Origin of the sequence: Streptomyces rhizoryzae (assembly GCF_023155275.1) — a bacterium.
GTDB lineage: Bacteria > Actinomycetota > Actinomycetes > Streptomycetales > Streptomycetaceae > Streptomyces > Streptomyces rhizoryzae.
Map to the genome: position 1 here is coordinate 68,032 of NZ_JALMUV010000036.1, position 20,783 is coordinate 88,814.

Genomic DNA, 20,783 nt, shown 5'->3' on the forward strand with positions numbered 1-20,783 from the left:
GGCGCGGGCGGGCCGCACCCCCGTGCCGGGGTGCGGCGCCCGGGTCCGCGCCGTTCAGCGGCGGTCCGCCTCGAAGGTCCGCAGCAGGTCCGCCGCGACGCTCACCGCGATCGTGGCGGGCTCCTTGCCGGTGATCTCGGGCATGCCGATCGGGGTCCTGATCCGGTCGACGGCGGCCTCGTCGTGGCCGCCCTCGGTGCGGAGGCGTTGGCGGAACCGGGCCCATTTGGCCGCCGACCCGATGAGTCCGACGGAGCCGAGGCCGGGGGTGCGCAGGGCGGCGTCGCACAGGGCTGCGTCCTCGGCGTGGTCGTGGGTCATGATCAGGACGTGGGTGCCGGGCGGCAGCTCCGCGAGCACCTCCTCGGGCAGCAGCGGTGTGTGGTGCACGCGCACCTGGGCCACCGCGTCCGCCAGCACGCCCAGCCGCTCCTCGGTGAGGAGGTCGGAGCGGCTGTCGACCAGGTGGAGATCGAGGTCCTGGCGGGCCAGGATCCGCGCCAGCTCCAGGCCGACGTGCCCGATGCCGAAGATCGCCACCGCCCGTACCACCGGCAGCGGTTCGAGCAGGACCGAGACCGTGCCGCCGCAGCACTGCACGCCGTGCCGGTTGGTCACCTTGTCGTTCAGGGCGAAATCGATCAGCTCCGGCTCCGGTGCGGCTGCGGTGATCATCTCCCGGGCCCGGTCGATGGCGACGGCCTCCACGTTGCCGCCGCCGATCGAGCCCCAGGTCTCGGTCCGCCCCACGACGAGTTTCGCACCGGCGTCGCGCGGGGCATGGCCGCGCACGGTCGCGACGGTCACCAGCACGCCGGACTCCCGGCGGGCCCGCAACCGTGCGACCGCGGCGACCCAGGTCATGTCAGGCACCGCTGAGCGCTTCTGCGTCGGTGCGGACCGTGCCGGCGGCGGGGCACCCGTCGGCGGACCGGCTCTCCCGGCCGGCTCCGGCCCGGCGGGCCGCCTCGATCGCCCAGTACACCGCCTCCGGCGTGGCGGGCGAGGCCAGTTCGACGCTGACGCCGGCCGGTCCGAACGCGGCGGCGGCCTGCCGCAGCGCCTCGCGGACCGAGAACGCCAGCATCAGCGGCGGCTCACCCACCGCCTTGGAGCCGTAGACCGCGCCCTCCTCGGTGGCGTTCTCCAGCAGCGTGACGTTGAACTCCTCGGGCATCTCCGAGAAGCTCGGCAGCTTGTAGGTGCTCGCGGCCTGGGTCAGCAGCCGGCCGCGGTGCGGCCCGTCACCGGTGTCCCAGCGCAGGTCCTCCAGCGTCAGCCAGCCCGCGCCCTGGACGAAACCGCCCTCGACCTGGCCGATGTCGATCATCGGGGACAGGCTGTCGCCGACGTCGTGCACGATGTCCACCCGCCGGATGCGGTACGCGCCGGTGAAGCCGTCGACCTCCACCTCGGTGGCGGCGGCGCCGTAGGCGAAGTACTTGAACGGCGAGCCCCGGAACGCCTTCGCGTCCCAGTGCAGCCCCTCGGTCCGGTAGTAGCCGGCCGCCGACAGCTGGACCCGCTGGAAGTACGCGGTGCGCACCAGATCGTCCCAGGCCAGCTCCCGGTCGCTGCCGAGCGCGCGGGCGACGCCCTCGACGATGCGGACGTCCGAGGCGTTCGCGCCCAGCTGGGTGCCGGCCACCTCCAGCAGCCGCTCGCGCAGCTGCTCGCAGGCGTTCTTGACCGCCGCGCCGTTCAGGTCCGCGCCGGAACTGGCGGCGGTGGCCGAGGTGTTGGGGACCTTGTCGGTACGCGTCGGGGCGAGGCGGACCTTGTGCAGCGGGATGCCCAGCGTGGTCGCCGCCACCTGGAGCATCTTGGTGTGCAGGCCCTGGCCCATCTCGGTGCCGCCGTGGTTGATCAGGACCGAGCCGTCCTTGTAGATCAGCACCAGCGCGCCGCCCTGGTTGAAGGCGGTGAGGTTGAACGAGATGCCGAACTTGATCCCGGTGACCGCGAGGGCCCGCTTGGTGTGCGGGTGGGCGGCGTTGAAGGCCGCGATCTCGCGCCGGCGGTCGGCGATGCCGGCCTCGGTATGGACCTGCCGCCAGACGGTGGAGATCCGCTCGGGGTGCCCGACCGGCTGCCCGTACGGCGTGCACTGGCCCTGGCCCGGCCGGTAGAAGTTGCGTTCCCGCAGCTCCGCCGGGTCCAGGCCGAGCAGCGGCGCGCACCGGCCCATGATGTCCTCGATCACCAGCATGCCCTGGGGTCCGCCGAAGCCGCGGAAGGCGGTGTTGGAGACCGTGTTGGTCCGGGCGATGCGGCCGGCGACGCGGGCGTGGGGGATCCAGTAGGTGTTGTCGATGTGGCACAGCGCGCGGGCCAGCACCGGTTCGGAGAGGTCCAGGCTCCAGCCGCCGTCGGCGATCAGGGTGGCGTCCAGCGCCTGGATGCGGCCCTCGGCGTCGAAGCCGATCTTCCACTCGGCGTGGAAGCCGTGGCGCTTGCCGGACATGGTCAGGTCCTGGGTGCGGTTGAGCCGCAGCCGGACCGGACGGCCGGTCAGTTTGGCGCCGAGCGCGGCGACGGCCGCGAACCCGTGCGGCTGCATCTCCTTGCCGCCGAAGCCGCCGCCCATCCGCAGGCACTGCACGGTCACCTCGTGGCTGTGCAGGCCCAGGACGTGCGCGACGATCTCCTGGGTCTCGGAGGGGTGCTGGGTGCTGCTCTGGACGAACACCTGCCCGGCCTCGTCGAGGTAGGCCAGCGCCGCGTGCGTCTCCAGGTAGAAGTGCTCCTGGCCGGCGAACTGGAAGGTGCCGGTGAAGACGTGCGCGGAGTCGGCGAAGCCGGCGTCCACGTCGCCGGTCACCATCACGGGCCGGGCGCCGTGGTAGCTGCCGGCCGCGATGGCGTCCTGGAGCGTGATCAGGGCGGGCTGCTCGTCGAGTTCCACCTCGACGGCCGCCGCGCCGAGCCGGGCCGCCTCCAGGGTCTCCCCCAGCACCCAGGCGACCGCGTGGCCGTGGAACATGACCTCGTCGGGGAAGAGCGGTTCGTCGTGCTTCATCCCGGCATCGTTGACGCCGGGCACGTCGGCGGCGGTCAGCACGCGGACCACGCCGGGCACGGCGAGCGCGGGCCCGGTGCGCAGTGCGGTGATCCGGCCGCGGGCCTTCATGACCTGGACGGGGTAGGCGTGCAGCACGTCCTTGGTGCGGTGGACGAGGTCGTCGGTGTAGAGCGCGGTGCCGGTGACGTGCAGGGCGGCGCTCTCGTGCGGCACGGAGACGCCGACGACGGGCTTGTCGGGACGCTCGGACAACTGGCTCATGACGGCACCGCCTCGGTGGTCTGCGCGTACAGCTTGTGCAGGCTCTGGCCGAGCATCGCGGAACGGTAGTCGGCGCTGGCCCGGTGGTCGTTCATCGGCGTGCCCTCGCCCCGCAGCACCCGGGCCGCGGCCTCGACGGTCTCCGCCGACCAGGGCCGGCCCTCCAGGGCCGCCTCGGTGGCCAGGGCGCGGATCGGGGTGGCGGCCACGCCGCCCAGGCCGATGCGGGCCCTGCGGACGATGCCGTCCTCGATGTCGAGCGCGTAGCCGACCGCGACGCTGGAGATGTCGTCGAAGCGCCGCTTGGCGATCTTGTGGAAGGCGGCGGTCGGCGCGAGCGGCAGCGGGATGCGCACCGCGCGGATCAGCTCGCCGGGCCGGCGCACGCTCTGCCGGTAGCCGGTGAAGTAGTCCGCCAGCGGGACCTCGCGCTCGCCGTCCGCGCCGGCGAGCACGACGGCGGCCTCCAGCGCCAGCAGCGCCGGCGGGCTGTCGCCGATGGGCGAGCCGGTGCCGAGGTTGCCGCCGAGCGTCGCGCTGTTGCGGATGAGCCGGGAGGCGAACTGGGGGAACAGCTCGGCCAGCAGCGGGATCCGGCCGTCGAGGCGGCGTTCGATCTCGGTGAGGGTGAGCGCCGCGCCGATCTCGATGCGGTCGGACCCGACGTTCAGCTCCCGGAGTTCGGGCAGCCGGTCGAGGGCGAGGACGCACTCCGCCCGCCGGGAGCGGATGTTGACGTCCACGCCCCAGTCGGTGGAACCGGCGACCACCACCGCGTCGGGCCGCTCGCGCAGCAGCCGCAGGGCCTCGGCCAGGGTGCCCGGGCGCAGGAACGTGCTGCCGTCCTGGGTGTACGCGGTGGCGGCCGGGGCGGGCGGGGCCTGCTCGCGGCGCCGTGCCAGCGGGTCGTCCTCGGTGGGCGCACCGACGGCGAACGCGGCATCGCGGATCGGGCGGTAGCCGGTGCAGCGGCAGAGGTTCCCGCTCAGCGCGTGCAGATCGAAGCCGTTCGGGCCGTGCTCGGCGTCGGGGCGGCCGGCCGGCGCGGCGGCCGGGTCCACGTCCGGTCCGGCTTCCCGGGCCGCGTGCGCGCAGCGGTCGGGCCGGTAGTACTCGGCGGCCATGCTGCACACGAAACCGGGCGTGCAGTAGCCGCACTGGGAGCCGCCGCGGACCGCCATCTCCTCCTGCACCGGGTGCAGGGTGGGGGCGGTGCCGGGCGCGCCGGGGGTGGCGAGACCTTCGGAGGTGACGACCTCCTGGCCGTCGAGCGCCGCGACCGGGACCAGGCAGGCGTTGACCGCCACCCAGTCGGTGGGCTTGTCCACCCCGGGGCGGGCCACCAGGACCGAGCAGGCGCCGCACTCGCCTTCGGCGCAGCCCTCCTTGGTGCCGGTGAGGCCGCGCTCCCGCAGGAAATCCAGGACCGTGGTGTGGGGAGCGGCCGGGGAAATCGGTGCGGTCTTCCCGTTGACCGTGATCCGCGCCGCTACCATGACGCATCCTCATTTCGGGGCGCGGTCGTTCTGCTTATCCTAGTCGCCATTTCAGGGGACTTTCTCTTTCGGTGGCGCGGCTCAGGAAACCGGGCACAATTCAGCACGCGCCGATCGCGGAAAAACGGCAGGCATCGACGCGCCGCAGGAGAGGACAGACATACGCAAGGGGCCGGGGCCGCGAGGGGGCGCACCGGGCGGGCCGCTCAGCAGCCGTGCGCTACCCGACCCGGGAGCCAGGCGGTCTGCCGGGCGAGGCGATGCAGGTCAGAGACGGTGGACATCCGACGTCGCCTCCTTTCCGGCAGCTCATGAGTCGGTGCGATAGAAGCTAAGTTGCCACAGGTCCCCCGTCAAGGAGACCTGCGAAGATCGACAGCAGCCTGGAGGAACCTACGAGGAAGTGGCCCCGCCGCCCCGCGAGTACTGGTGATTCCTCCAACGAGGTGCGGCCGGAAATACTTTTCACGCCCTTCTCCTCATCCCCTTCTCGCCCTTCCGCCACTCCTCCCGGACGTATGCCCTCGGGGCGCTGTCCGACTTCGGCGGTGTTTTTCCCGCGGCTCGACGCGGAGAGCGCGACCGGGTGTTTTCCGGTACGGAGATCCCGGGCCGGGAATTGTCCCCGGCCCGGAGGGGATCTGCCCGGGCGCGGGCCCGCCTTTCCGTCCTTCCCGGGCAGCGGCGGGCCCGCGCCCTTCAGCTCCGGCGCCGCCCGAAGCCGAGGTACGCGTACGCGAACCCCTCGTCCGCACGGGGCGCCCGGGACCAGGACCGGGTGGTGAAGGTGGGGAGCCTGCCCTCGGTCAGCGCGAAGCGGGGCAGCGAGAGCCCGAGTTCGGTGTGCAGGGCCGCCAGCAGGCGCCGTTCGCGGTCCGGTTCGCCGTCGCCGGGGCGGAACAGCCGGGCGGGGTCCAGGGCCGGGGGGATCGCGCCGGAGCACTCGACCTCCGCGCCCCGCACGGTGAACGCGTAGAGTTCCACGCCCCGTTCGGCCACCGACAGGTGGAACGCGGCCGGCCGCTCCCCCGGCACCGGGCCCCTCGGATCGCGCCACACCACCACCGCGCGCCCGGAGCGGGACGCGGCCCGGGCGGGAGACCGGAACAGCGGGCCCAGGCGGTGGTCACAGTGGCCGGTGAAGGCGAAGGCCCACCCCTCGGCGGTGCGGCCGGCGGCGACCACCGGCCGGTCCTCCCACAGCTCCACGCCCTCCCGCTCATGGGGCGCGGGAGCCCGCCAGGACGCCGTGCGCGCATCCACGGGCGCGCTCAGGGCGGCGCCCTCCTCCCCGATCAGGGCGGGCAGGTGCGCGGGGTCGGCGCCCTCGATCCAGACCCCGCGGTATCCGCCGTGCGGCTGCCGGTTCGCCGCGGGCTCCGCCAGCCAGGCCAGGCCCGGCGGGTCGAGGTCGGGCACCGGCTCGGGCGCCGGCCCGGTCCGGCCGTCCCGCGGTGTCGCGAGGATCTCCCGCCCGCGCTCCGGGGTGATCAGCGGGCCCAGCAGCGGATCGGCGAGCAGGCCGATCGGGGCGAGCAGACCGGGCCCGGGGGCCTCCCACCGCGGGAGCGCGGCCCGCAGCACCCGCCACGCGGCATCGGTCGCCCCCCAGCGGGCCGACTCCCGCGCCTCGGCGACGGCCTGCCCCCACGGGCCGGACGGGGCATACCGGTGGGAGCCGTCCCGCAGCGCGCGCAGCACCGCCTCGGCGGTCTCCCGGGCGGCCCCGCGGGCGGCCATCATGCCCAGCCAGTGGTCGTCGCCGCCGCCCGGCCCGCCGCCGGCCACCGCCATGGCCTCCACCGGAAGGATCTCGGGCAGGTAGCGCGGATCGGCCACCAGATCGCCGTAGCCGTAGGAGCCGCGGGGGGCGAGCAGGTGCCGGAGCTGGTGCAGCAGGACGACGCTCCCCGGCCGCCCGAAGGACGCCGCCTCCTCCAGCAGCGGCACCGCCTGCTCGTACCGGCCGCCCAGGGCCAGCTGGCGCGCCTCGGCCACGCGGGCGTCCTGGCGGCGCGTGGTGGCGTTCACGAAGTCGGGCAGGCCCGCCCGGTCGGCGTGGAAGCCGCGGTACCCGGCCTCCATGTAGGCGCGGAAGGACGGGTAGCGGCACGGGGATTCACCGCTCCAGCCCTTGTGGACGTAGAGCGCCCACTCGCCGTCCTCGCCGATGTCGCCCGGGTCGAGCAGGGCGTGCGACAGGTCGGAGTCCGTCTCCAGCCGCAGCGCCCGCCGCCACATCCCGGCGAGCAGCACCTCCGCGTCGTCCGGGTCGTCCCCCAGACCATCCGCGTAGAGGGGCGTCATGTCGTACGGGTCCTCGAACCAGTCGATGTCCGCGACGCCGCCGAGCTGGTAGATCCCGGCCGTCTCGGCCACGTGCCAGCCGTCGCTCGCGGCCAGGAACTCCCGGTAGGAGGGCGGCAGCCGCCGTCCCAGGCGCGCCTCGGCCGCGGCGATCGCCGCCTCGTCCGCCCCGGGTCTGCCCAGGGCGGCCGGACGCCCCCCGCCCCCGTCCTCGTCCTCGTCCCAGCGCTCGTCCTCGTCGGTGCGCGGAATCCACTCCTCCTGCCAACGCCCCAGGAAATCGTGCCAGTTGAAAGAATCGCTGCTCATGTCCGCAGGGTGCCATCCGGCACTGACAGCGCCGCCGGCCCCGCGCCCGCGAAGCTGCCGCCCCCGGACCGGGCCGCCGTCCGTCCGCCCTGGTCAGCGGCGTGCGCGGCGGTCCGTGCGGCCCCGGGCGCCGGTCCGGCGGAGACTGGAAGGGCGGTCCACCGCCGGGCACCGGGGCCGCCGGGTCCGGCGGCGGTGAGCGGACCGGGAGCGAGGTGAGGTCATGCAGGACGTGGTCACCGTGGGTGTCGACGGGACGCCGGAGGCGACGGCCGCGGTGCTCTGGGCGGCGCGCGAGGCGGAGTTGCGGCGGGCCCGGCTGCGGCTGCTGCACGCCTGGGTGCTGCTGGCACCGGAACCGGAACCCGACGTGCCGCCGGAGGACGATCGGAACTTCTGGCCGCACCGGATCATCGGCGACGCCCGGGCGGCCGTCCGGGACCACCACCCGGCCCTCCCGGTGGACGAGGCCCTGGTCGCCAAGGACCCGCTGGCCGCGCTGGAGGAGGCGGCGGAGCAGTCGTGCCTGCTGGTCCTCGGCTCGCGCGACCTGGGCGGGCTGGCGCGCTACGTGATGGGCGAGACCGGCCTCCAGGTGGTGGCGCACACCGGTACGCCCACGGTGCTCGTCCGGGCCCGGCAGGGCGCGGCCCGGGCGCCGGACGCCCCGGTGACGGTGGCGCTGAGCCTGCACGAGCCGTGCGAGGCGCTGCTCTCGTTCGCGTTCGGCAGCGCGGCCCGGCGCGGTGCGCCGCTGCGGGTGGTGCACGGCCGGCACCTGCCGTCGTACGCGTACAACCGGGGCGGCGGGGTGGAGCCGGTCGCCGCGCAGGAGGCGGTCGCGGACGCCCGGCGGGAACTGGCGACGGCGCTGCGGCCCTGGCGGGAGAGGTACCCGGAGGTGGTGGTGGACGGCCGGGTGGAGCTGGAGAGCCCGGCGCGGGCCCTGCTGCGGGACGCCGCGGACGCCGCCCTGCTGGTCGTCGGCCGCCGCCACAAACTGCGCTTCCCGGCGCCGCGGATCGGCCATGTCGTCCAGGCGGCGGTGCACCACGCACCGTGCCCGGTGGCGATCGTCCCGCACGAGTGAGCCGCCCGGCCCCCCGGGGGCGCGCCCGCACCCGGCCGCGCCCGGCACCGGCAGGCGCCCGGGGGGCTTTGTCCCAACAATGGGTGGCAGGGGCGAGCGCGGAGGTGAGCAGGGTGAAGAGCACCGAGTGGCGCGTGCGGCTGGTCCTGACCGAGGAGGACGGGACGACCCGGGCGCGGGTGGAGCTGGACACCGGGGGCCGGTCGCTCACCGGGCGCGGCCGGGCGCGTTGCAGCCCCGGGGACCCGGACGTCCCGGTGGTCGGTGACGAGCTGGCCGCCGGGCGGGCGATGCGGGACCTCGCCGGGCAGCTGCTCCGGCTCGCCGACCACGACCTGGCGGGCGCCGGTGTCGCGCCCCCGGAGCCCGAGCGGCGCACCGTCTACGGCTGGGCGAGCGAGCCGGCCTGACGCCGCCGGCGGGCCTGGCGGCGGCGGCCGCGCGGCCCGGCCCGGCGGGCGCGGCCCGGTGCGGGAAGGAGCCGGCGATGCCGGAGGCGACGAGGGCCGGTCCGACCACGACCGACCTGTACGAAGTGTCCATGGCCCTGTCGTACCTGCGCGAGGGCATGACCCGGCCGGCCGCGTTCAGCTGCTTCGTCCGGGACCTGCCGCCCGGCCGGGGGTTCCTGGTCGCCGCGGGGGCGGAGCCGGTACTGGACTTCCTGGCCCGCTACCGGCTCGGGCCGGCGGAGATCGAGGTGTTCGCTGAGGCGATGCGCCGGCCGCCGCGCGAGCTGGCGCCGCTGCTGGGCCTGCGCTTCACCGGGGAGGTGCGGGCGGTCCCGGAGGGCCGGGTGGTGCTGCCCGGGGAGCCGCTGCTGGAGATCACCGCGCCGCTGCCCCAGGCGCAGCTGGCCGAGACCTTCGTGCTGAACCAGCTCAGCCACCAGACCGCCGTCGCCGCCAAGTGCGCGCGCTGTGTGCTGGCGGCCCGCGGGCGCCCGGTGGTGGATTTCTCGCTGCGGCGCACCCACGGCACCGAGGCCGGGTTCCAGGCGGCGCGGCTGGCGGCGATGGCCGGTTTCGCGGGGACCAGCAACGTCGCGGCGGCGCACGCCGAGCGGCTGCCGGCGGTCGGCACCATGGCGCACTCCTACGTGGAGGCGTTCGAGGACGAGGAGGCGGCGTTCCTGGCGTTCGCCCGCGCGCACCCGGGGCCGGTGACGTTCCTGGTGGACACCTACGACACCGATTCCGGGGTGGCGGCCGCGGCCCGGGTGCTGCACGCGCTGGGGCGGTCCGCGGGGTCGGCGGTCCGGCTGGACAGCGGTGACCTGGCGGCGCAGGCGTTCCGGGCGCGGGCGATGCTGGACCGGGCCGAGCTGCCGGAGGTGCGGATCGTGGCCAGCGGCGGGCTGGACGAGTTCGCGGTGGACGACCTGGTGCGGTCCGGGGCGCCGATCGACGTGTTCGCGGTGGGCACCCGGATCGGGGTGAGCGCGGACGCGCCGTACCTCGACTCGGCGTACAAGCTGGTCGCCTACGACGGGCGGCCGGTGATGAAGCTGTCGGCGGCGAAGGTGTCCGCGCCCGGCCGGAAGCAGGTGTTCCGGGGGCCGGGGTGCCGCGATGTGATCGGACTGGCCGAGGAGCCGGCGCCGCCGGGCACCGTGCCGCTGCTGGAGACGCTGATGCGGGGCGGGGTGCGGTGCGCGCCGCGGAGCCCGCTGGCGGACGCCCGGGCCCGGCTGGCCGCGGACCTCGCGGAGCTGCCGGCGGCGGCCCGCGCCATCCGGTCGCCGGTCCCGGTGCGGCCGTCGGTCTCGCCGCCGCTGGCCGCCCTCACGGACCGGGTGCGGCAGCGCATCGAACGGGCGGTCCTGGCACCGTACGGGCACTTCACCTGACGGCCGTGCCGGCGCCGGGCCCGGGGCGCCCGCCCGGGCCGGGCGGCCCCGGCCGGCGCCGCTCAGCCGCGCGGGACCACCGCGACCGGGCAGGCGGCGTGGTGCAGTGCGGCGTGCCCGGTCCGGCCCAGCTGGAGGCCGAAGTGGCCGTGCCGCCCGCGGGCGCCGAGGACCAGCAGGTCGGCGGCGGCCGAGCGCCGGACCAGCACCCGGTGCGGCGGGCCCGCCACGGTGGTGCGGCGCACGTGCACCGTGGGGTGCGCCTCGGCCTCCTCCGCCACCACCGCGTCGACCAGTTCCGACGCCTGGTGCTCGTAGTGGTGCTCGGGGCCGGTGGCCCGCTCCGCGCGGTCGGCGGGCCCGTAACCGGGGCTGTGCCAGGCGCGCACCGCGTCCAGGACGCAGCCGCGGGCCTCCGCCTCCCGGAAGGCGAAGCGGACCGCGGCGGAGCCCTTCGCGGTGTCGCCGACGCCGAGCAGGACCCGGCCGTGGGTGCCCTCCAGGCCGGCCCGGTCGCCGCGGACCACCACCACCGGGTGGTGCGCCCGGGCCGCCACCGACAGGCTCACCGAGCCCAGCAGCAGATCGGCGAACTCCCCGTGCCCCTTGGAGCCGAGCACCACCGCCGTGGCATACGGGGCCTCCCGCAGCAGCGCGCTCACCGGGTCGTCGGCCAGGACCTGGACGGTGACCTCGACCTCGGGGTTGCGGCGGGCGGCGCGGTCGGCGGCGACCGCCACGATCCGGTCGGCGATCGCCTGCTCGGCGGAGACCGGCCCCTCGGGCGCCACCCCCTCGTAGCGCTCGTAGCGGGACGCGTGGACCACCCGCAGCGGGAGGCCGTGGCGGGCCGCCGCGTCCACCGCCCAGTCCAGGGCGCGCAGCCCGGTGTCCGTTCCGTCCACGCCTACGACCAGGGGGAGTTCCATCGTCCCCACCGCCTTCCGCCGCCGGGACCGCGGCCGTGCCGGTAGTTCCATCGTGGGCCCGGGGGCCGGGTGCGCGCCAGGGCCGTCCGGCACCCGCCCGGCGGGGCGCGCGGCGGCAGGAGCGGCCCCGGCCCGGATGTCGTGGTGCCATGGAAGGACGAGTCCGCTGGAGGATCTGCCGAAGGGATCGATCCGGTCATGTCCGCCGCAGTGCCGCCGGCCGGTCCGCGCCCGCTGCGGGCCGTGGTCCTCGACACCGACGGGGTGCTCACCGACTCGGCGGGGCTGCACGCCGCGGCCTGGCAGGAGGCGTTCGACGCGTGTCTGGCGGCGGTGGGCGGGCAGCGGCCGTTCGACCCGGTGGACGACTACCTGCGCTTCGTCGACGGCCGGTCCCGGAGGGACGGTGCGGCGGCGTTCCTGGCTTCCCGGGGGCTGGACCTGCCGCCGGGCGGGCCCGGTGACCCGCCGGGCACCGGCACGGTCGCGGCGGTCGCGGCCCGCAAGGACGCGGCGTTCACCGCGCGGCTGCGGGAGCACGGCGCGCCGGCCTGGCCGGGCGGGGTGCGGCTGCTGCGGGCGGCGCGCGCGGCGGGCGTGCGGTGCGCGGCGGTCTCCGCGTCCCGGCACGCCACCGAGGTGCTGGCCGCGGCGGGGCTGCTGCCGCTGCTGGAGGTGGTGGTGGACGGCAACGAGGCGGCCCGGCTGGGGCTGCCGGGCAAACCGGACCCGGCGCTCTTCACGGAGGCGGCCCGGCGGCTGGGGGTGCCGCCCCGGGAGGCCGCGGTGGTGGAGGACGCGGCGGCCGGGGTGGAGGCGGGCCGCCGCGGCGGTTTCGGGCTGGTCGTCGGCGTGGCCCGGGGCGGCGGCCCGGAGCACGCGGCCGAGCTCCGCCGCCGCGGCGCCGATGTGGTGGTCGGCGACCCCGGCGACCTGCTGGCGCCCGGGGCGGTCCCGTGACGGCGCCGGCCTGGACCTGGACGTACGAGGGGTACGACGCCGGGGCGGAGCGGCTGCGGGAGGCGCTGTGCACGCTCGGCAACGGCCGGTTCGCCACCCGCGGCGCCGCACCGGAGACCCGCTGCGGCCCGGCGCACTACCCGGGCACCTACGCGGCCGGCGTCTACAACCGGCTGACCTCCACCGTCGCCGGCCGCCCGGTGGAGAACGAGGACCTGGTCAACCTGCCCGACTGGCTGCCGCTGAGCTACCGCATCCGCCCGGCCGGCGACTCCGCCCCCGGCCCGTGGCTGTTCCCCGACCACCCGCAGCTGACCGGCCACCGCCGGACCCTGGACCTGCGCCGCGGCACCCTGACCCGCTGGTCGTCCTACGAGGACGGCGCGGGGCGGCGGCTGACGGTGACCGAGCGGCGGCTGGTGCACATGGCGGAGCCGGACCTGGCCGTGCAGCGCACGGTCTTCACGGCCGAGGGCTGGTCCGGCGAGGTGGAGGTGGCGGCCGGTCTGGACGGCGACGTCCGCAACACCGGCGTGGCCCGCTACCAGGAGCTGGACGGCGTCCACCTCACCGGCTGGGAGACCGGCGCCGGGGACGACGGGGTGGTGTGGCTGAGCTGCCGCACCCGCACCTCCGGCACCGGTATCGCCCTGGCCGCCCGGACCCGCGCCGCGCCGCGCGGCGGCACCGCCCGCACCGACCTGACCGCGCGCCGGGCCTGGCGGGTGCTGACCGTCCCGCTCGCCCCCGGCACCCCGGCGACCGTCGACAAGACGGTGGCGCTGCACACCTCCTCGGACCGGGCCCGCGCCGCGCCGCTGCCCGCCGCGCTGGAGGCGGTCCGCCGGGCCCCGGCGGTGCCCCGGCTGCTGGCCTCGCACCACCGGGCCTGGCAGCACCTGTGGCGGCAGGTGCGGCTGGACGTCCCCGGGGAGGCCGGCCGGATCCTGCGGCTGCACCTGTTCCACCTGCTCCAGACCGTCTCGCCGCACACCGCGCGGCTGGACGTCGGGGTGCCGGCCCGCGGTCTGCACGGCGAGGCGTACCGGGGGCACGTCTTCTGGGACGAGCTGTTCGTGCTGCCGTTCCTCAACCTGCACCTGCCGGAGGTGTCCCGGGCGCTGCTGGCGTACCGCCACCGCCGCCTGCCGGCCGCCCGGCAGGCGGCGCGGGAGGCGGGCCGGGCGGGGGCGATGTATCCGTGGCAGAGCGGCAGCGACGGCCGCGAGGAGACCCAGCAGATGCACCTCAACCCCCGCTCGGGCCACTGGCTGCCGGACCACTCGCGCCTCCAGCACCACGTCGGTTCCGCGGTCGCGTACAACATCTGGCAGTACTGGCAGGCCAGCGGTGACACCGGGTTCCTGCACACCCGGGGCGCGGAGATGCTGCTGGAGATCGCGCGGTTCTGGGCGTCCGCGGCGGACTGGGACCGGGACCTGGGCCGCTACCGGATCCGCGGGGTGGTCGGCCCCGACGAGTACCACGACGCCTACCCGGGCGCCGGGCGGCCCGGACTGGACGACAACGCGTACACCAACGTCACCGCCGCCTGGGTGCTGGCGCGGGCGCTGGAGCTGTGCCGGACGCTCCCGGAGGCCCGCCGCCGGCCGCTCTTCGAACGGCTGGCCCTCTCGCACGACGAGCGCCAGTACTGGGACGACGTCGCGCACCGCCTCCACGTGCCGTACCACCGCGGGGTGATCAGCCAGTTCGCGGGCTACGGGGAGCTGGCCGAACTGGACTGGGCCGGCTACCGCGCCCGGTACGGCGACATCCGGCGGCTGGACCGGATCCTGGAGTCCGAGGGCGACACCGTCAACCGCTACCAGGCGTCCAAGCAGGCCGATGTGCTGATGCTGGGCTACCTCTTCTCCCCCGCCGAACTCGCCGGTGTCTTCGACCAGTTGGGGTACCGTCTCGACGACGCCGTGTGGCGGGCGACGGTCGACCACTACCTGCACCGCACCTGCCACGGCTCGACGCTGAGCGCCGTGGTGCACGCCTGGGTGCTGGCCCGGGTGCGGCGCGACGACGCCTGGACGTACTGCGAGGAGGCGCTCACCGGGGACATCGCGGACGTCCAGGGCGGCACCACCGCGGAGGGCATCCACCTGGGCGCGATGGCCGGCACGCTGGATTTCGTCCAGCGCGGGATGACCGGTCTGGAGACCCGGGACCGCGCCCTGTGGCTGGATCCGGCGCCGATCCCCCAGCTGTCGAAGTTCGGGGTGCGGTTCCGCTACCGCCGGCACCGGGACATCGACCTGCGGATCCGCGCCGACCGGGTCCGGCTCACCGTCCCGGACTCCGAACACGCCGCGGTGCGGGCCCGGTTGCGCGGCCGCCCGTTCACCGTGGCACCGGGCACGACCCGGGAGCTCGACCTGCCGGAGACCTGACCGGGCGGCGGGCGGCGGCGGTGCGCGCGGCCGCCGCCCCGCCCGTCAGCCGTCCGCCGCCCCCGCCCCGCTCGCCTCGCCCGCCCGCCGCTCTCCCGCGCCCGGCTCCGCGCCGCCCGGGACCGCCTCACCCGGTGCGGCCGCGCCCGGACCGGTCCCGTCCGGCTCCGGTGCGCGCAGGTACGGCTCGCTGATCCGCTTCGGGCCGAACGGCCACTCCCGCTCGTGCCGGGCCCAGACCAGGAACGCCGCCAGCCCGGCCGCGACCCAGGCCAGGGACCATTCGATCGGGTGCCGGCCGGGCGCGTTGGCGTCCGCGTAGCCGTAGATGACCAGCCAGCCGACCAGCGCGACCAGGCTGGGCAGCGGGTAGAGCCACATCCGGTACGGGCGGCGCAGCGCCGGCTGCCGGCGGCGGAGCACGGTGACCGCGGCGACCTGGGCCAGCGACTGGACGATCACCATCACCGTGGTCAGCAGCTGGATCACGGTCGTCAGATCGGTGTGCCGGCCGAGCAGGAAGCCCGCGGCCATGAGGCCGCCCATGGTGAGCAGGCCGAGCACGGGGAAGCGGTGGCGCGGGTGCAGCGTGCCGTACGGGCGGAAGAAGACCCGGTCCCGGGCCGCGTCGCAGGGCACCCGGGAGCCGCCCAGCAGCCCGGTCAGCACGGAGGCGACCGCGGTGACCAGGATGAGCACGGTGACCGCGCCGGCGGCGGTGCGGCCCCAGGTGCGCTCCAGCACGGCGGAGGCCACCGAGGAGCCGGCGGTGCTGTGCGGGTCGAGCATCTCCCGCCAGTCGACGACGCCGAGCGTGCCGATCTGGAGCAGCAGGTAGATGGCCATGATGCCGAGGATGGAGAGGAGGATGGCCCGCGGGAGGGTGCGGCCGGGCCGGCGGATCTCGGCGCCCATGTAGGCGGTGGTGTTGTAGCCGAGGTAGTCGTAGACGCCGATGGTGAGCCCGCCGGCGAACCCGACCCAGAAGTGACCGGACGTCAGGTCCACCGCGTGCGCGGGGTAGGTGAACGCCCGCTCCGGGCTGAAGTGGGTGAACGCCGCGGCGATGACCAGTCCGACGGCGGCGATCATCACCGTCCACAGCACGACCGTGAGCCGGGCGATCCACTCCACCCGGCGCCACAGCAGCACCACGATGCCCACCGTCACCGCCAGCCCCACCGCGTCGCCCTGCCCCGGGCTCATCCCCGGCCACAGATAGCCCAGGTACTGCACGAAGCCGATGACACCGGTGGACATTCCCAGCGGGATGAACAGCATCGCCGTCCACACGAACAGGAACGGCATCAGCTTCCCGGTGCGGTACTGGAACGCCTGCCGCAGGTAGACGTAGCTCCCGCCGGCCCCGGGCAGCGAGGCGCCCAGCTCCGCCCAGACCAGCCCGTCGGCGAGCGCCAGCACCGCTCCGGCCAGGAAGCCGATGACCGCCTGCGGGCCGCCGAACGCGGTCACCATCAGCGGGATGGTGACGAACGGCCCGATGCCGCACATCTGGCTCATGTTGATGGCGGTGGCCTGGAACAGCCCGATCCGGCGGACGAAGCCCACCCGTTCCCCGAGGAGGTCCGGCATCCCACAGCCCCTTCCCGTACCGGCGCGCGGCCCGGCCCGCGGCCCGTCCGCCGCCCAGGCTGGCACGTCCCCGGCCCGCCGCGCACCGCCTTGGACCGAACCCGCCGCAGGAGGGCTCCCGCCCGCGCCCGCTACACCTCCGCGTACGCCTCCCCGCCCAGTTCCAGCCGCGCGGTGCCGGCCGTGGTGTCCGCCAGCCAGGCCCGGAACGCCGCCAGTTCGGCTTCCGGCAGGCCGACCTCGATCCGCACCTCGGCCCCGTAGGTCACCTCGCGGACCGCGCGCCCGGTGGTGCGCAGGTCGTTCTCCAGCCGGCCCGCGCGCTGGTGGTCGACGGTGACCGTCACCAGCCGGAACCTCTGCCGGGTCACCGTGCCCACCGCGTCCAGCGCCTCGCCCACCACGCCCCCGTACGCCCGGATCAGCCCGCCCGCGCCGAGCTTGACACCGCCGAAGTAGCGGGTGACCACGGCGACCACGTAGCGCACCTCGCGCCGCACCAGCATCTGGAGCATCGGCACGCCGGCGGTGCCGCCCGGTTCCCCGTCGTCGCTGGCCTTCTGGATCCCGCCGTCGGCCCCGAGGACGTACGCGAAGCAGTGGTGCCGGGCCGTCGGGTGCTCCTTGCGGACCCGCGCGATGACCGCCTGGGCCTCCTCCTCCGTCGCGGCCGGCGCCAGCGCGCACAGGAAGCGGGACTTGCTGATCTCGATCTCGTGGACGCCCGCACGGGCCACGGTCCGGTACTGGTCCTGCATCCGACCAGCCTAAGCGCCGCCCGGCGGGGGCGGGCCGCGGCCCGGGGCCCCGCGCCGCGCTGCGGCATCCGCCGTACGGGCGCAGTGCGCACCGCCGGGCGGCGTACCCGGGCCGTCCGCACGGTGCGTCGGGGAGACGTCCGGGGCGCCCGTGGGCACTGTGGCAAAGGCGGGGCCCGGCGTCCCCGGACGGTCCGGCGCCCCGCGGAACGGAACGGCGGCTCGGCGGAGGGCGTGATGGACGACAGCACACAGGCGGCGATGACGGCCGGCGTTCCGGTGACCGGCGAGGAGATGCCGGTACCGCCCCCGGAGGTCGTCGAGGCGGCCCGCGAGGCACCGGACCACTGGCTGGCCATGGTGGACCTGACCTGGGCGGGCGAGGGCGCCCCACCGCTGTGGGCGGTGATCGGGCAGTGGCGCTCCGGCCCGGACGGCACGATCGAGGAGTGGCGGGACAACCCGGAGTACCGGCCGTCGCCGCAGATGCTGGACTGGGCGGACCCCACCGACCCGGTGGACCGCGCGGTGCAGCTCGCCGCCACCGGGTACGGCCCGGAGCGGGCGGTGTGGGAGGAGCTGGCGCGGGCGGAGGTGTCCGTCCTGGTCACCGCGGCGGGCACGCCGCTGGCCGCGGCCTCCCCCGAGGGCGCGCCGGTCGTGCCCGTCTACACCGCCCCGGCCCAGCTGGAGGCGGCGGGCCGGCTGCTCTACGACCGGCGGCCGGTGGCCGAGCTGCTCGGGCAGCTGCCACCGGGCCATGCCCTCTACGTCAACCCGGCCGGGGCGGTGAGCATGGTCGTGGAGCCGGCGCGGCTGCACCCGGCGCCGGCCGCGGCGGGCGGTACCGGGGACCGGGACCGGGAACCGGCCGCCGCGGCGGCGCTGCGCCCGGGTACCGGCGCCGGCGCCCCGGAGCCGGTGGGCGGCGGCCGGGCCATCGGCAAACCGGCCCGCTCCGCGGCCACCCGCGCGGTCGGCGCCGGCGCGCCCCGCGCCACCGGCTGACCCGCCCCGCTCCCGGAGCGACCCGCGGCAGCCGCCGGCCGCCCCCGATCCGCCCCGCCCGTCTTCCCCTTCGGGCGGGGCGTTCCCCTGCCGTCCCCCGCTCCCGTCCGGCCGACGCGGCGCGCCACCGCGCGGAATCAACGGGCCCGCCCCGCCGTTGACCGTGGTGCACCACCGTCCCGGCCCCGACACCCGCAGGCGCGGCCCGCACCGCACGCGGCGGACGACAGGAGACACCATGTACGACGACGGCCCCGGCGACCGCGCGGCCATCCGCCGGATCCTCACCGAACTCGGCGACACCTGGGCGATCGTGGGGCTCTCGGGCAACGAGCGGCGCGCCGCGTACGGCGTCGCCGAGGTGCTCCAGCGCTACGGCAAGCGCATCGTCCCGGTGCACCCCAAGGCCGAGACCGTGCACGGCGAGCCCGGCTACCCCTCGCTCGACGCGGTCCCGTTCGGCATCGACGTGGTCGACGTGTTCGTCCGCAGCGATCTGGCCGGTGCGGTCGCCGACGAGGCGGTGGCGGTCGGCGCCAGGGCGGTCTGGTTCCAGCTCGGGGTGATCGACGAGGCGGCCGGGGAGCGGGTGCGCGGCGCCGGACTGGAGATGGTGATGGACCGCTGCCCGGCCATCGAGATCCCCCGGCTGGGCTGAGCCCGGCGGGCCGGACCGGGGCGGGCCGCGCTGGGGGGGTGTCCGCGAAGTCCCGCCTGCCGTCCGGCGCCCGGCACGCCCTCCGGGCGAACGACGCGACCTTGCGGACACCCCGTAGCATTCCGCCATGACCACGCCACGTGCCGCCCGCCCCGAGGACGCCGCCGAGTTGGTCCGGCTGCGCCGGCTGATGTTTCTGGCGATGAACGGGCGGGCCGCGTCCGGCCGCTGGGAGCGGGACGCCGAGGCGGCGGCCCGCCGGCAGCTGACCGGGCCCGACGCCCCGCTGACCGCCTTCGTGGTGGACGGCGCCGCGGACGGGCCCGGTGCGGACGGGCGGCACCTCGCGGCGTGCGCGCTCGGCCGGATCGACGAGCGGCTGCCGTCCCCGGCCCATCCGACGGGCCGGGTCGGCTTCGTCTTCAACGTGTGCACCGACCCCCGCTACCGCGGCCGCGGCTACGCCCGGGCCACGACCGAGGCGCTGGTGGCGTGGTTCGCGCGGCAGGGCGTCGGCCGGGTCGATCTGCACGCCACGGACGCGGCCGAACCGCTCTACCGCAGCCTGGGGTTCACCGAGCACGCCATCCCGCTGTCCCTGAAGCTCGGGTAGCGGGCGCGGCGGCCGGCGCCCGGCCGGGGCCGCCCACCCGGGGCCCGGCCCGCCGGGTCAGGCGGGGACGCCCAGCCCCTCCAGGACGGTCGCGCCGGGCAGTTCGGCCAGCGTCTTGCCCGGGAGGATCAGCTTGCCGCGGCGGCTGCCGCTGCCGATCAGCACGAAGGGCGCGTCGGCGACCGCGGCGTCGACCAGCAGCGGCCAGGAGGCGGGCAGGCCGACCGGGGTGATGCCGCCGTACTCCATCCCGCCCTCGCCGACGGCGGTGTCCATCGGCGCGAACGACGCCTTGCGCGCGCCCAGCCGGCGGCGGACCGTGCCGTTGACGTCGACGCGGGTGGTGGACAGGACCACGCAGGCCGCCAGGGTGGTCTCACCGGCGCGCTTGCCGGCCACCACCACGCAGTTCGCCGACTGCTCCAGCAGCCAGGAACCGTAGTGGCCGACGAGGAGTTCGGTGTCCGCGATGGCCGGGTCGGTGTCGACGTAGCGGACCTCCTCCACGGGGACGCAGCCGCGCCAGTCGCGGAGGGCGGCGGCCACCGGGCCGGGCAGCAGGTCCAGGCACGCGGTGGCGGGCCGGACGTCGTCGAAGGCATCCATCGGCACGGGCATACCGCCAAATTAGCAGCCGCGCCGCCGTCCGTCCGCCTGCTGCCGTTCCCCCGGATCTCCCCACGCGTCCAGCTCTCCCAGCGCCAGCAGCTGCTCGGGGGTGACGCCCTCCGGGATCGGCACCGGCGCGGGCGTCCGCAGCGGCGGCTGCCAGCCCGCGTCCGGTTCCCAGCGGCGGACGACCCGGGCGGGCGCCCCGGCCACCACCGCGTGGTCGGGCACCTCGCCGCGCACCACCGACCCGGCCGCCACCACCACGTTCCGGCCCAGCCGGGCGCCGGGCAGGATGACCGCCCCGGTGCCTATCCAGCCGCCCGGCCCGATGTCCACCGGGTCGGTGCGCGGCCACTGCTTGCCGACGGGCGTCCGCGGGTCGTCGTAGCTGTGGTTGGTGGTGGTCACGTAGACGCCGGGGCCGAAGAAGCAGTCGTCCCCTATGGTCAGCCGGACGTCGGCGATCACATGGCTGCCGCGGCCCAGCACCACGCCGTTGCCCAGCGTCAGGATCGGGTCCGGGCCGAGGTCGAGATCGGGCATCATGCCCGCGGTCAGCGTCACGTCCTGGCCGATGATGCAGTGGTCGCCCAGCTCGATCCACGGGTCGCCGAAGACCGTGCCCTGCGGGAACGCCAGGCGGGTGCCGGTGCCGATCCGGCGGAAGCGGTACGGGCCCGGCCGCTCGGCGGTGACGGCCGCGCTCTCCCGCACCCAGCGCGCCCCGCGGTGGACGGCGCGGGACACCGCCCGGCGCCGCCAGGCCGTCAAGGACGAGAACACGTTCTGGTTTATCGGCACCCGCACACCGTACTCAGCCCGCCCGGCCCCCGGCCGCGCGCCGGCCTGTGATCTTCGCCCCACCCCCGCCCTACGGAACAAGGAACACCATGACGCACGACTTCAAGACCCTGCT

17 protein-coding genes are annotated in these 20,783 nt (G+C 76.1%); 8 read left to right on the forward strand and 9 right to left on the reverse strand.

The features are described from left to right. Nucleotides 1-54: 54 nt before the first annotated feature. The 4 genes from xdhC to MUU72_RS25365 form a co-directional block, all read right to left on the reverse strand. Nucleotides 55-864: a xanthine dehydrogenase accessory protein XdhC gene (gene xdhC / locus MUU72_RS25350; protein WP_248015724.1), complete on the reverse strand. Its 810-nt coding sequence runs from the start codon at nt 862-864 to the stop codon at nt 55-57. A 1-nt stretch (nt 865) separates the two neighbouring features. Beyond that, nucleotides 866-3,283, reverse strand: a complete 2,418-nt coding sequence (gene xdhB / locus MUU72_RS25355) for a xanthine dehydrogenase molybdopterin binding subunit (protein ID WP_248015705.1) — start codon at nt 3,281-3,283, stop codon at nt 866-868. Beyond that, nucleotides 3,280-4,779, reverse strand: coding sequence for a xanthine dehydrogenase small subunit (locus MUU72_RS25360; RefSeq protein WP_248015706.1), 1,500 nt, complete (start codon nt 4,777-4,779; stop codon nt 3,280-3,282). The genes xdhB and MUU72_RS25360 overlap by 4 nt, the downstream gene beginning before the upstream one ends. Before the next feature lie 699 nt (nt 4,780-5,478). Next, nucleotides 5,479-7,395, reverse strand: coding sequence for an SMI1/KNR4 family protein (locus MUU72_RS25365; protein ID WP_248015707.1), 1,917 nt, complete (start codon nt 7,393-7,395; stop codon nt 5,479-5,481). Nucleotides 7,396-7,618: 223 nt separating this feature from the next. On the opposite strand from MUU72_RS25365, the gene MUU72_RS25370 reads away from it, so the two are divergent. The 3 genes from MUU72_RS25370 (at nt 7,619) to MUU72_RS25380 (ending at nt 10,334) form a co-directional block, all read left to right on the forward strand. Continuing rightward, nucleotides 7,619-8,485 (forward strand): universal stress protein, encoded by an 867-nt coding sequence (locus MUU72_RS25370; protein ID WP_248015708.1) that lies wholly within the window; start codon nt 7,619-7,621, stop codon nt 8,483-8,485. A 113-nt stretch (nt 8,486-8,598) separates the two neighbouring features. Further along, on the forward strand, nt 8,599-8,895 hold the full coding sequence (locus MUU72_RS25375) for a DUF1876 domain-containing protein (RefSeq protein WP_248015709.1): 297 nt from the start codon (nt 8,599-8,601) through the stop codon (nt 8,893-8,895). 77 nt (nt 8,896-8,972) lie between these two features. Further along, nucleotides 8,973-10,334 (forward strand): nicotinate phosphoribosyltransferase, encoded by a 1,362-nt coding sequence (locus MUU72_RS25380; protein ID WP_248015710.1) that lies wholly within the window; start codon nt 8,973-8,975, stop codon nt 10,332-10,334. A 62-nt stretch (nt 10,335-10,396) separates the two neighbouring features. On the opposite strand, the gene MUU72_RS25385 is transcribed toward MUU72_RS25380, so the two are convergent. Continuing rightward, complete coding sequence (locus tag MUU72_RS25385; RefSeq protein ID WP_248015711.1) at nt 10,397-11,263, reverse strand: universal stress protein; 867 nt, start codon at nt 11,261-11,263, stop codon at nt 10,397-10,399. A gap of 198 nt (nt 11,264-11,461) precedes the next feature. Here MUU72_RS25385 and MUU72_RS25390 point away from each other — a divergent pair, with 198 nt between their 5' ends. Next, nucleotides 11,462-12,223: an HAD family hydrolase gene (locus MUU72_RS25390; protein ID WP_248015712.1), complete on the forward strand. Its 762-nt coding sequence runs from the start codon at nt 11,462-11,464 to the stop codon at nt 12,221-12,223. Further along, complete coding sequence (locus MUU72_RS25395) at nt 12,220-14,625, forward strand: glycoside hydrolase family 65 protein (protein ID WP_248015713.1); 2,406 nt, start codon at nt 12,220-12,222, stop codon at nt 14,623-14,625. Before MUU72_RS25390 ends, MUU72_RS25395 begins: the two co-directional genes overlap by 4 nt. Before the next feature lie 45 nt (nt 14,626-14,670). Here the strand turns inward: MUU72_RS25395 and MUU72_RS25400 are convergent, their stop codons facing one another. Beyond that, the gene (locus MUU72_RS25400) at nt 14,671-16,218 is read right to left on the reverse strand and encodes an APC family permease (RefSeq protein WP_248015714.1); all 1,548 of its coding nucleotides are present in this window, start codon (nt 16,216-16,218) and stop codon (nt 14,671-14,673) included. 131 nt (nt 16,219-16,349) lie between these two features. Continuing rightward, complete coding sequence (locus MUU72_RS25405) at nt 16,350-16,976, reverse strand: YigZ family protein (RefSeq protein WP_248015715.1); 627 nt, start codon at nt 16,974-16,976, stop codon at nt 16,350-16,352. A 237-nt stretch (nt 16,977-17,213) separates the two neighbouring features. Between MUU72_RS25405 and MUU72_RS25410 the strand changes: the two genes are divergently transcribed. The 3 genes from MUU72_RS25410 to MUU72_RS25420 all read left to right on the forward strand — a co-directional run bounded on the left by MUU72_RS25410 (nt 17,214) and on the right by MUU72_RS25420 (nt 19,255). Beyond that, nucleotides 17,214-17,984: a type VII secretion system-associated protein gene (locus MUU72_RS25410; protein WP_248015716.1), complete on the forward strand. Its 771-nt coding sequence runs from the start codon at nt 17,214-17,216 to the stop codon at nt 17,982-17,984. Between the two features lie 238 nt (nt 17,985-18,222). Beyond that, complete coding sequence (locus MUU72_RS25415; RefSeq protein ID WP_248015717.1) at nt 18,223-18,642, forward strand: CoA-binding protein; 420 nt, start codon at nt 18,223-18,225, stop codon at nt 18,640-18,642. Between the two features lie 127 nt (nt 18,643-18,769). Then, nucleotides 18,770-19,255 (forward strand): GNAT family N-acetyltransferase, encoded by a 486-nt coding sequence (locus tag MUU72_RS25420; protein ID WP_248015718.1) that lies wholly within the window; start codon nt 18,770-18,772, stop codon nt 19,253-19,255. A 57-nt stretch (nt 19,256-19,312) separates the two neighbouring features. On the opposite strand, the gene MUU72_RS25425 is transcribed toward MUU72_RS25420, so the two are convergent. Together MUU72_RS25425 and MUU72_RS25430 are read right to left on the reverse strand one after the other, a co-directional pair. Further along, on the reverse strand, nt 19,313-19,873 hold the full coding sequence (locus tag MUU72_RS25425; protein ID WP_248015719.1) for a YbaK/EbsC family protein: 561 nt from the start codon (nt 19,871-19,873) through the stop codon (nt 19,313-19,315). A gap of 9 nt (nt 19,874-19,882) precedes the next feature. Beyond that, on the reverse strand, nt 19,883-20,674 hold the full coding sequence (locus MUU72_RS25430) for an acyltransferase (RefSeq protein ID WP_372503257.1): 792 nt from the start codon (nt 20,672-20,674) through the stop codon (nt 19,883-19,885). Between the last annotated feature and the right edge of the window lie 109 nt (nt 20,675-20,783).